The sequence below is a fragment of the Niallia sp. 03133 genome (genome assembly GCF_052663225.1).
This window is the reverse complement of the sequence record NZ_JBQTCY010000001.1, coordinates 225159-239453: the sequence shown is the minus strand read 5'-3', so window position 1 is coordinate 239453 and position 14295 is coordinate 225159. Positions and strand designations below refer to the sequence as shown.

At 37.0% G+C, this 14295-nt stretch carries 15 protein-coding genes; 6 read left to right on the top strand and 9 right to left on the bottom strand.

Translation table 11 applies throughout. The features are described 5' to 3' along the window. Positions 1-108: 108 nt before the first annotated feature. Positions 109-1956 (bottom strand): asparagine synthase (glutamine-hydrolyzing), encoded by a 1848-nt coding sequence (gene asnB, locus ACTYBU_RS01245; RefSeq protein WP_445486637.1) that lies wholly within the window; start codon positions 1954-1956, stop codon positions 109-111. Positions 1957-2196: 240 nt separating this feature from the next. On the opposite strand from asnB, the gene ACTYBU_RS01240 reads away from it, so the two are divergent. The 4 genes from ACTYBU_RS01240 (at position 2197) to treR (ending at position 7193) form a co-directional block, all read left to right on the top strand. Further along, complete coding sequence (locus ACTYBU_RS01240) at positions 2197-2760, top strand: DUF2777 domain-containing protein (protein ID WP_445486868.1); 564 nt, start codon at positions 2197-2199, stop codon at positions 2758-2760. A gap of 369 nt (positions 2761-3129) precedes the next feature. Next, entirely contained in the window at positions 3130-4578 is a 1449-nt protein-coding gene (treP, locus tag ACTYBU_RS01235; protein WP_445486636.1) for a PTS system trehalose-specific EIIBC component, read from the top strand. Between the two features lie 45 nt (positions 4579-4623). Further along, a complete protein-coding gene (gene treC, locus ACTYBU_RS01230) occupies positions 4624-6297 on the top strand; it encodes an alpha,alpha-phosphotrehalase (protein WP_445486635.1) in 1674 nt (557 codons plus the stop codon). A gap of 176 nt (positions 6298-6473) precedes the next feature. After that, positions 6474-7193 carry a trehalose operon repressor gene (gene treR, locus ACTYBU_RS01225; RefSeq protein ID WP_445486634.1) on the top strand — a complete coding sequence of 240 codons (720 nt, stop codon included), beginning with the start codon at positions 6474-6476 and terminating at the stop codon, positions 7191-7193. A 124-nt stretch (positions 7194-7317) separates the two neighbouring features. On the opposite strand, the gene ACTYBU_RS01220 is transcribed toward treR, so the two are convergent. From ACTYBU_RS01220 to ACTYBU_RS01185, 8 genes are all read right to left on the bottom strand, one after another. After that, positions 7318-7872 (bottom strand): GNAT family N-acetyltransferase, encoded by a 555-nt coding sequence (locus ACTYBU_RS01220; RefSeq protein ID WP_445486633.1) that lies wholly within the window; start codon positions 7870-7872, stop codon positions 7318-7320. 43 nt (positions 7873-7915) lie between these two features. Continuing rightward, positions 7916-8407 carry an NUDIX hydrolase gene (locus ACTYBU_RS01215; protein WP_445486632.1) on the bottom strand — a complete coding sequence of 164 codons (492 nt, stop codon included), beginning with the start codon at positions 8405-8407 and terminating at the stop codon, positions 7916-7918. Positions 8408-8431: 24 nt separating this feature from the next. Continuing rightward, positions 8432-8851 (bottom strand): NUDIX hydrolase, encoded by a 420-nt coding sequence (locus ACTYBU_RS01210; protein WP_445486631.1) that lies wholly within the window; start codon positions 8849-8851, stop codon positions 8432-8434. A 46-nt stretch (positions 8852-8897) separates the two neighbouring features. Beyond that, positions 8898-9458: a histidine phosphatase family protein gene (locus ACTYBU_RS01205; protein WP_445486630.1), complete on the bottom strand. Its 561-nt coding sequence runs from the start codon at positions 9456-9458 to the stop codon at positions 8898-8900. A 94-nt stretch (positions 9459-9552) separates the two neighbouring features. Continuing rightward, positions 9553-10041 carry a GNAT family N-acetyltransferase gene (locus ACTYBU_RS01200; RefSeq protein WP_445486629.1) on the bottom strand — a complete coding sequence of 163 codons (489 nt, stop codon included), beginning with the start codon at positions 10039-10041 and terminating at the stop codon, positions 9553-9555. A 38-nt stretch (positions 10042-10079) separates the two neighbouring features. Continuing rightward, on the bottom strand, positions 10080-10220 hold the full coding sequence (locus tag ACTYBU_RS01195) for a hypothetical protein (RefSeq protein ID WP_445486628.1): 141 nt from the start codon (positions 10218-10220) through the stop codon (positions 10080-10082). Positions 10221-10509: 289 nt separating this feature from the next. Beyond that, entirely contained in the window at positions 10510-11106 is a 597-nt protein-coding gene (locus tag ACTYBU_RS01190; protein ID WP_445486627.1) for a hypothetical protein, read from the bottom strand. A 204-nt stretch (positions 11107-11310) separates the two neighbouring features. Further along, positions 11311-11796, bottom strand: a complete 486-nt coding sequence (locus ACTYBU_RS01185; RefSeq protein ID WP_445486626.1) for an HIT family protein — start codon at positions 11794-11796, stop codon at positions 11311-11313. 189 nt (positions 11797-11985) lie between these two features. Between ACTYBU_RS01185 and ACTYBU_RS01180 the strand changes: the two genes are divergently transcribed. Both ACTYBU_RS01180 and ACTYBU_RS01175 read left to right on the top strand, forming a co-directional pair. After that, positions 11986-13023 carry an ArsR family transcriptional regulator gene (locus ACTYBU_RS01180; RefSeq protein WP_445486625.1) on the top strand — a complete coding sequence of 346 codons (1038 nt, stop codon included), beginning with the start codon at positions 11986-11988 and terminating at the stop codon, positions 13021-13023. After that, positions 13020-14228 carry an MFS transporter gene (locus ACTYBU_RS01175; protein ID WP_445486624.1) on the top strand — a complete coding sequence of 403 codons (1209 nt, stop codon included), beginning with the start codon at positions 13020-13022 and terminating at the stop codon, positions 14226-14228. The genes ACTYBU_RS01180 and ACTYBU_RS01175 overlap by 4 nt, the downstream gene beginning before the upstream one ends. Positions 14229-14295 lie beyond the last annotated feature (67 nt).

Here is a 14295-nt window from a genome sequence, read left to right as displayed (position 1 = left end):
TTTTCAAAGTAAAAAACCTAGTTCATTTTTGAACTAGGTTTAGCAAGCAGCACTATTATGATGGGAAGACTTTCAGACTAATGCAAACGCTTGTCGACAGCCTTGCCATCAATCTACCACATTAATATTATACTCCTTAAACCAATAATGCATTTGCGTTAAATGAGCAAGGAGCTGCGGACCTGTCATCAGCTGGCCAAACCATGGTTCTTTAAAGGCAGAACCTTCTGTTTCAATAATTTGAGTTAACCGCTCTTTATCAAAGAATTCATATAAAGCAGAGCTTTTATCGGCTAAAATGTCAGTCAGCATAGCTTTCACTGTTTTTGTATAAACAGGATGATGCGTTTTCGGATAAGGACTTTTTTTGCGATAAAGAATTTCATCTGGGAGAATTCCTTCTAGTGCTTTACGCAATAATCCCTTTTCTCTATTTTGATAGTTTTTCATTTCCCAAGGTACATTCCATACATATTCTACTAGACGGTGGTCGGCAAAGGGTACACGCACTTCCAAGCTTGCCCCCATGCTCATCCGGTCTTTTCTTTCTAATAATGTGGTCATAAACCAGAGCTGATTCAGATAAAATAATTCTCTTCGTTTTGCATCTTCCTTGCTTTCTCCGTCTAATTTTGGAGTTTCCGCCAATGTCTGATTATACTTATCCAGCATATACTCTTCTAATTTTAATTTTTTGCCCCAATCACCTTTTAATAACCCCTGTCTTTCTTGAATAGACCGCATCCAAGGAAAGCCGCCGCGGGCTAAATCTGCTTCTCTTCTAAACCATGGGTAGCCTCCAAAAATTTCATCTGCACATTCACCTGATAAACTAACAACAAAATCTTTTTTTATTTCCCGGCAGAACCATAATAAAGAAGAGTCCACATCTGCCATTCCAGGGACATCTCTAACGATAACAGCTTCATGCAAAAATTGCGCCAATGTATCCTGTGTAATCACACAATTATGATGAACGGTTCCAAATGTATCGGTCATTTTTTTTATATAAACACCATCTGAATTTGGCTGAAATTCATTTGCTTTAAAAAATTTATCATTGCCTTCATAGTCAATAGAATAAGTATGGAGCGGCCCTTTTCCTGTTTGTTGATATTCATTTGAAGCAATCGCAGTAATTGCACTTGAATCTACACCTCCAGATAAAAAAGTGCTAAGCGGGACATCAGAAACAAGCTGCCTTGTCACAGCATCTTTAAATAAGAAGCGTACTTTTTCTACTGTTTCTTCAAAAGAGTCTTCATGTTGTTCACTTTTCACATTCCAATAACGCCAGATTTTCAAACCATCTTGTGAAAATTTCAACGCATGACCTGGCCGCAATTCTTTAATTCCTTTAAAAATTCCAGAACCTGGCGTGTGGGAAGGTCCTAATGCAAATACTTCTGCCAATCCTTCACGATCTAATTCTGCTTTTACATGTGGATGCGCTAATAATGCTTTGATTTCCGAACCAAAAATAAATCCAGTTCCTACTTCTGCAATAAATACTGGCTTTACCCCTAAACGATCTCTTCCAATAAATAAGCTGTTTCTTTTTTCATCCCAAACCGCAAATGCAAATATTCCATTTAAGTATTGTAAGCAATCTTCACCCCATTCGATATAAGAAGCTAATAAAACTTCTGTATCAGAATGACCTTGAAATGAATATCCTTTTATTAGCAATTCTTTTCTTATGTCTTCTGTGTTGTACAACTCACCGTTATAGCAAATTGTATAATGAAAACCTGATTTCTCTTTCGTCATCGGTTGAATACCATTGAGTGGGTCTACTACAACTAGACGTTTATGACCAAATCCTGCATGCAGTGCAGACCATACATTTGTGTCATCTGGTCCTCTTTTCGCCAATGTTTCTGCCATTACTGATAATGTATCCTCTTCTTTTCTTAAGTCTTTTTTGTAATCAACCCAACCTGTTATTCCACACATTGATTATCATCCCTTCTTCGTGGAATTTTTGATAAGATACCAATCAATATGCAGTATTCTATGCGGAAAGATGAAAATGGTTATTTGTCCATAGGAAACTAATTCATCCTCTTCTTTTTAGGATAAAAGAAATGCTGAAATCACACTGTTTAAGCGGTATGAAATAAAAAACAACTAATTTATAGTTTAAAAAATGCAACTTATGTCTACAAATAATTTAAGGGAATAAATAGGAGGTTAATAATGAAACAGCAGCGTTTAAAATTGATTGAGTATCAATCCCGTGCTTTTACCATGGGAACTGTTGAATATATAAATGATCAATGGATTTTTTTTGATGACGAAACAGAAGAAGCATCTAATTTAGATGAATACACGCATCAAGAAATTGAATTTTTATCATTAAATAATTGGCGTAAAGGTATATTGTTGGATGACGGAAGAGTCAACGCTTCAGGATCAATCCTTTCCCTTAAAAACCAAGATACTATTCGAATTCGCAAGCACCTCGTTTTCGCGTTAGAAAGATTGTTAGAAGAAATCAGTGATGACAGCTTTTATCAATTTTTAACAACGCTCAACACACTGAATTTCTCCATTTATGACTGTATCTACTGCTACAATCAATTAACATTCCTAAAAGATGTAAAACGCAAAAGTGGTGTAAACATGATGATTTTTGACAATCAAGACGGTTTATGTAGCGTCAATCATCACTTCTATTATAATGAAAAAATTACTGATCGCTTTGAATTTACATTAAATACAGGCAAACGAATGATTATTGAAAAATTATCTTCTTGAATTTTATATTTGAACGCTATTTTGACAGGCTGATATTTGTCGGCCTGTTTTTGCTGTTGGACATTATGTTTTAGTTTTAGTTCAAGTACATTAACCCAAAACCACTTCCAATTATTCAAACACTGGATTTAACCCCCCCCTCTTATTTTTATAAATTTTCTTAAAACTTGTTGACAAAGCTGTACGTACAAGATAAAATGAAAACGTAAACAAAACCTATACGTACAGGATGATGAGAAACACTATATTTTTTACATCCTTATGAAAGCGTTATATTTTTAAAAATGAAACCGCTCTTATTTTTTAATCTATTATGAAAGCGTTTCACAAACTTGTTATCTCATTAATAAATGAAGGGGAGAAAACCGGATGAGCAAGTATACAGATCCTGCAAAAGAATTGCTTCAATATATCGGAGGAAAAGAAAATATTTCTACCGTTACACATTGTGCGACAAGAATGAGATTTGTTTTAAATGACCCAAGCAAAGCGGATGTCAGCAACATAGAAGCTATTAAACTAGTAAAAGGCACTTTTACACAGGCAGGTCAATTCCAGGTTATCGTTGGAAACGAAGTATCCACTTTTTATAATGAATTTATCAAAGTTTCTGGCGTTAGTGAAGCTTCGAAGGATCAAGTAAAGGATGCAGCTAAGCAGAATATGAACTGGATTCAAAGAATGATTGCACATTTGGCAGAAATATTTTCTCCATTAATTCCAGCAATCGTTGTTGGTGGGCTTATCCTTGGGTTTCGAAATATTATTGGAGATATTAAGCTGGCGGCTGACGGTACGAAAACGCTTGTTGAGATTTCACAATTCTGGAGTGGAGTGCATTCCTTCTTATGGTTAATTGGCGAAGCAATATTCCATTTCCTACCTGTTGGGATTACATGGGCAATAGCTAAGAAAATGGGTACAACCCAAATTCTAGGGATTGTCCTTGGACTAACGCTAGTATCACCGCAATTGCTTAATGCCTATGCAGTTGCAACAGCAAAAGACATACCAGTTTGGGATTTCGGATTTGCACAGGTCGAAATGATTGGCTATCAGGCACAAGTAATTCCGGCGATTTTAGCAGGGTTGCTGCTTACTTTCCTAGAACGCAAGCTTCGTGTTATTACGCCAAACTCAATTTCCATGATTGTTGTTCCTTTCTTATCCTTATTGCCGACTGTTATTATTGCTCACACTGTCCTTGGTCCAATCGGCTGGAAAATAGGTGCTGTTGTATCTGCTGGTATATATGCTGGTCTTACTTCCTCTTTCGGCTGGTTATTTGGCGCCGTATTCGGATTTTTCTACGCACCCCTTGTTATTACAGGGCTGCACCATATGTCCAATGCAATCGACCTTCAGTTAATGGGGCAATTTGGTGGAACCAACCTTTGGCCGATGATCGCTCTATCCAATATCGCTCAAGGTTCAGCAGTTTTGGCTATGGTATACTTAAACAGAAAAAATGAAGAAGAAAAACAAATTTCTATCCCAGCTACTATCTCCTGTTACCTAGGTGTAACAGAACCAGCCATCTTTGGGATAAACTTAAAATATGGATTTCCATTCATTGCAGGAATGACTGGTTCATTAATTGCTGGTGTAGTCTCGGTAGGATCTGGTGTAATGGCAAACTCAATTGGGGTTGGAGGAATTCCTGGAATCCTATCCATACAGCCTCAGCACATGCTAATGTTTGCAGTGGCTATGCTGGTCGCAATCGTTGTTCCTTTCTTGCTTACGATTATTCTTTCGAAAAAACCACAGTTTCAGTTAAAAGGAAGATCAAAGCTTTCAAAAGCAAAATCTATATAAGTGGGGAGAGAAATCTCCCTTTTTTTACTTTAAGGAGGTTTACCTATGAAGGATTTTAAAAAAAGCATCGTTTATCAAATATATCCTAAGTCGTTCAACGATTCAGATGGAGATGGACTTGGCGATTTAAAGGGAATTATAGAAAAGCTCGATTATTTAAAATTGCTGGGTGTAGACTATCTTTGGATTACTCCTTTTTATGTTTCTCCCCAGAAAGACAATGGATATGATGTAGCAGATTATATTTCCATTGATCCTCGTTTTGGTACCATGGAAGATTTTGACCTGCTAGTATCCGAGGCAAAAAAAAGGAACATGGATATTATGATGGATATGGTATTTAACCATACCTCCACAGAGCACGATTGGTTTCAAAAAGCACAAAAAGGCGATCCAACCTATAAAGACTATTATATTTTTAAGGAGCCCAATGTTGACGGCGGCCCGCCAACTAATTGGATATCTAAATTTGGTGGTTCAGCTTGGGAATATTCCGAAAAATATGGAGAATACTATCTTCATTTATTTGATGTGACACAAGCAGACCTAAACTGGGAAAATCCCAAGGTGAAACAGGAAATATTTGAAGTTGTAGAATTTTGGCTGGAAAAAGGCGTGAAAGGCTTTCGTCTTGATGTGATTAATCTTATTTCGAAGCCGGAAGCATTCCAAGATGATATCGTTGGAGATGGGCGCAGATTTTATACAGATGGTCCGAAAATCCATAATTATCTGAAAGAACTGAATGAAAAGACCTTTGGAAAATTTGAAGATATTATCACGGTTGGAGAAATGTCCTCTACCTCAATAGAACATTGCGTAAGATATTCTCATCCTGAAGAAAAAGAATTATCCATGGTGTTCAGCTTTCATCATTTAAAGGTAGATTATGAGAATGGAGAAAAATGGACAACAATAGACTTTGATTTTATAAAATTAAAAGAAATTCTTAGTTCTTGGCAATACGGAATGCAGGAAGGAAATGGATGGAATGCTCTCTTCTGGTGCAATCATGACCAGCCGCGCATCGTTTCCCGTTTTGGTGATGATATAAAGTATCGAAAGGAATCGGCAAAGATGCTTGCTACGAGCATTCAAATGCTAAGAGGAACTCCCTATATTTATCAAGGTGAAGAGCTTGGAATGACAAATCCTTATTTTTCAACTATTGATCAATATAAGGATGTTGAATCCATCAATTATTACAATATCCTAAGAGCAGAAGGAAAAGAAGAGAAAGAAATTATCTCCATCCTTCAGACAAAATCGAGAGATAATTCGAGAACCCCAATGCAATGGAGCAGTTCGACTAATGCCGGTTTTACATCAGGTACTCCTTGGATTCCATTAGCGGAGAATTACAAGAGCATAAATGCAGAAATGGCGCTGGAAGAGAAAGATTCTGTTTTTTACCATTATCAAAAATTAATCGCTTTAAGAAAAGAATACGATGTGGTTGCTTATGGGGATTATAACGAGCTCATGCCTGAGGACGAGAACATCTATGCCTATACTCGAAGCTACAAGGATGAGGTATTGCTGGTTATTAATAACTTTTACGGGCAAGAAAGTACATTCGAGATGCCTGAACAAAATATTGTTGGCTATGAAAGCCAGATTTTGTTGTCAAACTATCAAAATTCCAGCGATCCACAACCAACAATGATTCTCCGTCCGTACGAATCTGTTATTTATCTTTTTAAAAAATCGACGTTATAAAGTGAACCTTCCATCAGCGGGGGTTTTGTTCATCCCCCACTGATGGTTAGTTGAACTTATCGGATCTTTACGGGCAGTTATCCCCCACCTAGCTTCCTCGATTTCTCAGTATCCCCGAGGTGGGGGTTTTACTGCCCGTTAAGAGTGGGATAAAATACTTTGTTATGGTGATGGAAATGAGCAGTAAATATGTAACGCTTTATAGTGATATCGTTTCTAAAATTGAAAATGGATCTTATCTTACCAACTCTAAGCTGCCTTCAGAAAGCTGCCTAATGGAACAATATGAAATGTCCAGAGATACGGTGCGTAAAGCTTTGCATGTATTGGAGCAAAATGGGTATATTCTCAAAATCAAGGGAAAAGGCTCCTTTGTCATGGATTTTAGTAAATTCGATTTTCCAGTATCAGGATTAACCAGTTTTAAGGAACTTGCTGGAAAATTAAATTTGAGGACTAATACCTTCGTGCAAACGCTTGAGCTCGTTCCCTCCAATTCCTTTTTGAAAAAGCAGTTGGATTTAACAGGCGATGAAATGGTTTGGAAGGTAGTTAGGACTAGAGAAATAGAAGGGAAAAAAATTATCTTGGATAAGGATTATTTTAATAATACTTACATTCCCTTTTTGACAAAAGAAAGTTGTCAAGACTCCATTTACAAGCATATTGAAGAAGAAATAGGACTGCAAATAGGATTTGCCAATAAAGAAATTACAGTAGAGCCATGCAGCGAAGAAGATCGACGTATGCTTGACTTAGAGAATTATAATATGGTTGCAGTAGTAAAGAGCACCGTTCACCTGCAGGATGGAAGCTTGTTTCAGTACAGTGAATCAAGGCACAGACCTGATAAATTTAAATTTACTGATTTCGCAAGGCGGATACAATTAAATTAAATAACTAAACATTTCTCCCCTTCAAGCAAAAAGTGTAATCGATCATTTAAAAAGATGGTTTCCTTTGAGCCTGAAGGGGATTTAGTCCGTTCATACCTTTTCAAGATAATGCCTTTACTTCTATTTATTCCTTACTTCTCCTTTTCCATTCCTCTCGCAAAACTCCATATACAACGTGATCTACATAATGATCATACAACCATTCAGCCTGCCGGATGCATCCTTCCTGTTGGAACCCTAATCTTTTTGGTATTGCTCTGCTTTTGGAATTTTTAACAGCTGCTCTTATTTCCACTTTATTTAGATTTAGTTCCTTTAAAGCGTACTCCGTCAGCGCAGAAGCCACTTGTGTCATAATCCCGTGTCCTTGAAAGCTTTTACCAAGCCAATAGCCGATATAAGCTGTTTGGTTGGACCAGTTTATTTGATTATACCCTGCTATTCCAGCAATTTTCCCTTTCCATAAAATCACTGTGTTCATGCTCTTATTATCTGCATATCCTTGCAAACAGCCATTAATAAAAGACTGTGTATCTTCTAATTTAACAGTAGCATCCAACCATGGAAGCCATTTACGCAAATAGATTCTAGAGCTGTTTGTTAATTGAAATAGCTCATTTCCATCCCTTAATTCGATTAATTTTAATGATAAATTTTCGTTTATTTTATGTATAAACATGTAGAACTCCTTCGTTAGTTTTGTACGTCAAAAAACTAGGTGCTTACACTTTTTTTACTTCCCAATGTTCAAACCATGTCACATGAATATCCAATTTTCCTGTTTTCAGCCACTCAAAAGCCTTTAGCACAAGAGGCGAAGCATTTTCTATAGTAGCTTCCTCTTCCGAAATCCATAAGGCACCTAAAGAATCCTGGCCTTCAAATTGCACTGGCTCCGTAAGCTTCCCGCCTATTTTTACTACTGTATAAAAAACAGCAATATGGTGGACATGTGTAAATTCTCTCCATTTGCATGGAAACATGAAATCAATTGCGCCGATGTTTTCTTTCACCGTAATCTCTACACCTGTTTCCTCCAAAAATTCTCTTTTCATAGCAGCAGTGAGACTTTCCCCATGTTCTAGACTTCCTCCCGGCATATCAAATCGATTAGCATAGGGTCCACGCTTTTTACTGATCACTAGCAATTTGCCTTTTTCATAGAGAATGCCATACACCCCAAATGCACGGTGAAAATTATTTTTACCTTCCATTCGATTATTCTCCTTTCTATTTATCTATGTAAAAATCAAATGCAAATAATCACCATGCCCTCTGACTAAATCTACCTCTTCAGGGGAAGAAATCCAAAAAAGCCGAAAGAGCAATCCATCTTCCGATCCGCCGCCGGTTGGCTGATGCTCCCAACCTTCTCTCTCATCCATCACATTTATTTTATAAAAAAAACGATGATGAATAATCCCTTTTTTGTATTCCCAATGATCATCTGCAAGCAATGCTTCTACTTCTATATTCTTCAACCCTGTTTCTTCTTTTACTTCTCGAATAACTGCATCAAACGTGTTTTCATTTCTTTCCACCGTACCTTTTGGGATCTGAATTCCAGCTTCTCTAATCGAATGTTCAAAGACTAGAATCTGTGGCCTGGAATCTTTCATTCTTGTAATATAACCATATACTTTTTTTACTATTTTCATAGAAATCCCCCCTGTTACATCCCATCGTGCATATGCTGAAGCCTTCCTATTCTTCTCTTTGCCAAAGTCGTTTAATCAAGGTTTTTTCCTCTAGAAAAATTAGTTCGTATACATCTGGATTCGATAACTCTCTCCACTGAGTAAATCCAAATTCGGCATCAAAATATCTTAATATTAACGTTATCAAATTCCCATGTGTCACAATCACTATATTGTCAATATTTTGATAAAGACATTCCTTAAGAACTGATACACCTCGCTTCATCGCTTCCTTACTAGATTCACCACCCTCGTAAACAAGCTCTTCATCCCAAAAAGTATTTTCCAGCATAACCAGCCAGTTTGGATGAGGAGTAGCACACAGAACTCTTTCCGTTAATCTTTTATCTGTTGTAATCCTTATATTTAATTTCTTTGCTAAAGGGGTAATCGATTGAATGGTTCTTTGATATGGGCTGGATATGATAGATTCTATTTTTTTATCTCTGAAAAAATCCGCTAACTTTTTTGCCTGCAATAAACCGATACTTGTTAATTCAGCTTCTGGCTCCTGGCCATCTGCCTCACAATGGCGGATAAGATACACCGTTTTCCCCTTTAGTTCCAACTATTTTCATCTCCATCTATCTTTATTTTACAATTGACAATTATTTTTTTACCTGTTACTTTCATTTTGCAAAATCCCTAGCTAAATAGGACCACTAGCTGAATAATAATACCATTGTGACGGAAGTCCCTACTATTTCCACTTCTCTAAATCCTAATTTTTTATAAATCTGAACGGCCTGTTCATTCTCTGGATCTACACTTAGTGAAAGGGATGGATAGCAGTCTTTTTTTGCTTCTTCGATTATTTTTTTCATTAACTCGGTTCCTATTCCTAGCCCACGTGCGTTTTTCATTATAGCAATGCCTAATTCCGGTGTAATTTCATCAATAAACCCATAACCTTTATTGCTGCTGTCAAATAAACGATGCCAAACAGCACCAATTGGTTGTTTATATTGGTCTAATGCTATAAACGCTTTGTCTCCTTCTTTCCCCCAATCTTCATGATATTTTTTCAGACCTTTTTCATTTAACAATTCATCTCTAGATGGCTTTTTATTTTCTGATATATGGACCGATTCGTATATCATGTCTAAAAGAAATTCTTTTTCCTCTTTTTTTAATAGGCGTAACGTATGCATATCGGCGATCCTTTCTCTTACCTAGGATTTTAAGCATGCTAATCTATTGAAATAACGAATACTGTTCTGATATTTTGCCCGTCTTTTTCCATAAGGTGATAAAAGTAGAAGGTTAGTCCTGAAAGTTCGTCAGGCAATGGTGGAGAAATAATAAAATCATAGGAAATATGGCCATGCATGCCTCCTCCTCCTGATGGCCTGCAGTGATATTCCTCTCCCACAAATAGTTCTAATAGCGGAGGATTGCAAGCTTGTGCTGTCGGATCCCAATCAATTGTTGCATGTACTACACTTGCATTGGCGTACTGTCTTAGGAAAACGACCGTATAAAGTAAACTTCCATCAGTGGGGGTTTTTCCTCATCCCCCACTGATGGTTAGTTGCACTTATCGGACCTTTACGGGCAGTTATCCCCCACCTAGCTTCCTCGATTTCTCGCCATCCCCGAGGTGGGGGTCTTACTGCCCGTTAAGTGTGGGATAAATCAAATAAAATATTTAATCCTGTTTCTGCTTCCTTTAAATGATTGCTATATTCTTTAAAAATGAAGGTTAGTCCTGATAAATCTTCCGGGAGGGGTGGTGTTATGTTGAAGGTATAGCAGCGATGTCCGTCTGTTCCAGTACCATGAACTATTTGGCAATCATACCTCTGATTAATCATTAATTCGAAGTTCATAAGCGGATTCTGTCCATCCAGCACTGTATTGGCATTGTACGTATCTTGATTAAAATGCAAAACACTTACATTTTCATATTGCAGAATATGGGTAATTGTATACATGACTTCTTCTATTTCCACTGATTTTAAAACAGGGATATGCTTAGAGTAACCTTTTGGCTTAATTGGCAGCCTTAATTGCTCCTCTCTTCTGATTAAGCCAAAGAATATATTCAAAAAATGCTGGTGCGAATCATACTGTTCCGCCCAAATATTTATGAAACGGGCAGGCGGCATACTTGATTGCTTGCCGCCAATTTCTTTTCTTTTTTTTAAAAGTGCACATATTTCATCATCAATGCTTAGGAGCCTTTCATCATAATAATCTTTTTTTTCTGATTTCATGCATTTCGTCTCCTTTCATTTGACGTTTTGTAGGATAAATCAACTGATGATTAGCTGGGTATATTATGGATTGAACGTAAAATGCCTGTTTTGACTGTCATTCGGGTTTTTTTCTTGCCGAATCACTTGCTTTTTCTGTAGTAGCATTCTCTTTTTTCGCCGCCTCAATCTCTTTTCCAATGCCACTCGCGAAGCAGCTATATATCAAGCATTCAATTCTTTCTTCAACTTTCCAATCGCATTTTCCACTTTTTTTACATGCTTCTCCATATTCCTATTATTTCTAGCATGAAGCAAAGCTGGTCTAACGGATTCAATAGATCGTCCGAAAACATTCATCCATTCATAACGAGGCACCATCCATGTATGAAAGTGGTGAGACGTATCTTCGTTGTAAAAATAGTAAACATACTCTATCCCTAGTACTTCCCTCTGTGCTTTTCTAATTTTCGTTAGTAATAAGATATACTCAGTCATTTCTTCTTCTGTTAACTCATCCAAGCATTTAATATGACGTTTTGATGCTAAAATAACCAAACCTTCAATTGGATAGGCAACATCCTGATGGGCATGAAAATATTCTGTCTCTGTAATGACACCACCATCTGGATGAATTACTCCACTTGTTATTGCACAACTTAAACAATCTGCTTCAACTGTATTCCCATTTGCTAAAGTGATTTTTCTCATGTTTCCCCCTTCAAAATTTCTTTATAACCAAATATTTCTATACCCTTCTCCTTTTCCCTGCAAAAATGTTTTAAATTTGATAAGCATATTAAGCAAGAGACCATTTCAAAAACAAAATTCGAATTTAGTTGAATAAACGATACAAATATATTAGAATTTACAAATAAATACATGAATAGGAGGAATAGAATGGAACACCATTTTTCTGCACAGCAAACGGAAACTGTTTCATTAAAGGTAGAGTGGTCACCAGTTTGGGAGGTCATTCTTGGCATATCAGGATATACATATGCGCAGCTTCGACATACATTTGATTATGATGAGCAATGGACAGAATCTCTTTCATCCATGCCAGAATCATTCATCCAAAATTTAAAAATAATCGAAGAAACAAACTTATGGTATGGAATGATTATGCTGCAAAATGAATTTTCTGCGATTTCGATAGAAGATTTTGTTCATAAACTTTCCAGCTTAGATCGTCTTTCTTTTTATAAAATATTGCTTCCTTATAAAGATCGTTTTACAGAGGAAATCCGATTAGAAGCAGCCAATCAGCATCGATCTGATTCTCTTCAAAACTACGCTGGTTTTTTTAACGATCATGCTTTCCTAAAAAGTTATGTCCTTGCACTTACCCACTATCCAAAGGAAAAAATAATAGACTTATATCATTGTATTTTACAAGAATGGTACAACTGGATGATTCGGCTGGAAGTATGGGGAAAGTGGAAGCAGGCTCTAACTTTTGAACAAAAGCAATACACTTCCATTGATCATTTGAATCCTACAGCAGAAATAGAACGAATAGCAGGAATTCGTTATGCGCCGGAGCCTTCTGTCTGGACTATTAAGCTGATTCCTCATGTTTCCTACCGTCCATGGATTTTAGAAAAACGAACAGCAGATACAAAACTTTTCTTTTATCCGTTAAAAGATGAATATTTGCTTGAGCCAGGAATACCATCAAAAGATCTCATTCGCGGCCATAAAGCATTAGGAGAGGAGCTTCGTTTAAAACTGCTTTATCAGCTTTTACAAGGACCACAGTCACTTCAAGAATTAAGCATTGCATTTACCATGTCCAAAACCTCTCTGCACCATCAGTTGTCTTTATTAAAAGCAGCCAAATTTATTAAAGTAGAGAAAGGCATCTATTCTGCCAACTTATCGCAAATAAAAAGTTTTTCAGGAAAACTGAATCACTACCTGGGAACCGGCGTATGAAAAAGTACTCGAAAGCATTTAAAGCATTATGGATGGGAGAAATTATATCCGAATTCGGCGGGGCGTCCGGGGCTATTTTGAATGGATTATTATTGTATGAGCTAACAGGCTCTAAAGAATGGATGGGTACGCTTTGGCTTGTTTATTATATTCCGTCTATCCTTTTACAGTATATAAGCGCTCCTTTTCTCAACTATGTATCAAAGGAAAGAATGCTTTCGTCTGTTCAATTAATTCGTGCAACAGCTTATATTTTGCCGTTGATCGGTTATCTTTCTTTTCATAAAACAGGAGCCATTATTGGTTTAATTGTATTACAATGCCTATTGGGATTGGTTCAGCCTATTTATGCAAGCATTTCCTTTTCCTTATTGCCGGAAATTTGCAAAGACAAGGAGCTAGTGGAAGCTAATGGGTTATTGGATAGCACTATACGATTGATGAGCTTCCTTGCTCCCGGAGCGATTTCCTTACTGCTTATCTCATTTCCCCTTCATTGTCTTTACGGGGTTTCTGCTTTTTTATTTCTGCTCAGTTATTTTTCCCTTACATACTTGCCAAGGACGAGCAAAAGCAGAGCTATTTCTTGGTCAAAAAAATTATGGTGGGAAGAACTGCAAAAAGGATATCGGCTTTTTTTCCAATATTGCGAGCTAGTAAAGTTAACGCTTCTTTCTTCCACCGTTCATTTTGCTGTAGGAGCTACACTTGTCTTAAATATTCCATTTATCCGCGGCACAATGAATGGACAAGCATGGGAGTATGGTATATTCGCTGGTGCTTTTCCAATTGGATATGTGATAGGAACACTCTTGTTGAAAAAGATTCCAATAACATTTTACAGCATGTATGTTGGTTTAATAGGAGGAGGCCTCTCTTTTATCCTTTTATTTTTTGTTCAAACGATTCCCTTTGCCTGGATATGCGAGGTCTTTGGAGGAATAGCTTTTCCTATTTTTAATGTACAAAGTGCAGCGGCTTTTCAAAAGGAAGCACCCAAAGCCCGTTTAGCCCAATTAAGCTCCGTTCGCCTGCTTTTTATGAGGGTCATGATGCCATTAGGTATTCTCTTTGCATCCTCGACCCTCTTTTCATTCACTATTAGACAAAACTATTTTATTATTGGAATGATTATTTTCCTTCCAGCAACTATTTTGCTGCTGCAATCGTTTAAAGCACAGCATAAGTCTACTTACGAAGGGTAAATAGAACCGATCTATTACCCTTTTTGATTTGAGAGTTGTGGCATTTTTCCCTATAACTGTTGCACCT

Bases quoted from the DNA above. Each gene is read 5' to 3' on its own strand.
- asnB (WP_445486637.1), bottom strand. From the start codon at position 1,956: ATGTGTGGAATAACAGGTTGGGTTGATTACAAAAAAGACTTAAGAAAA.
- treP (WP_445486636.1), top strand. From the start codon at position 3,130: ATGAGCAAGTATACAGATCCTGCAAAAGAATTGCTTCAATATATCGGA.
- treC (WP_445486635.1), top strand. From the start codon at position 4,624: ATGAAGGATTTTAAAAAAAGCATCGTTTATCAAATATATCCTAAGTCG.
- treR (WP_445486634.1), top strand. From the start codon at position 6,474: ATGAGCAGTAAATATGTAACGCTTTATAGTGATATCGTTTCTAAAATT.
- ACTYBU_RS01220 (WP_445486633.1), bottom strand. From the start codon at position 7,872: ATGTTTATACATAAAATAAACGAAAATTTATCATTAAAATTAATCGAA.
- ACTYBU_RS01215 (WP_445486632.1), bottom strand. From the start codon at position 8,407: ATGGAAGGTAAAAATAATTTTCACCGTGCATTTGGGGTGTATGGCATT.
- ACTYBU_RS01210 (WP_445486631.1), bottom strand. From the start codon at position 8,851: ATGAAAATAGTAAAAAAAGTATATGGTTATATTACAAGAATGAAAGAT.
- ACTYBU_RS01200 (WP_445486629.1), bottom strand. From the start codon at position 10,041: ATGCATACGTTACGCCTATTAAAAAAAGAGGAAAAAGAATTTCTTTTA.
- ACTYBU_RS01195 (WP_445486628.1), bottom strand. From the start codon at position 10,220: ATGCATGGCCATATTTCCTATGATTTTATTATTTCTCCACCATTGCCT.
- ACTYBU_RS01190 (WP_445486627.1), bottom strand. From the start codon at position 11,106: ATGAAATCAGAAAAAAAAGATTATTATGATGAAAGGCTCCTAAGCATT.
- ACTYBU_RS01185 (WP_445486626.1), bottom strand. From the start codon at position 11,796: ATGAGAAAAATCACTTTAGCAAATGGGAATACAGTTGAAGCAGATTGT.
- ACTYBU_RS01180 (WP_445486625.1), top strand. From the start codon at position 11,986: ATGGAACACCATTTTTCTGCACAGCAAACGGAAACTGTTTCATTAAAG.
- ACTYBU_RS01175 (WP_445486624.1), top strand. From the start codon at position 13,020: ATGAAAAAGTACTCGAAAGCATTTAAAGCATTATGGATGGGAGAAATT.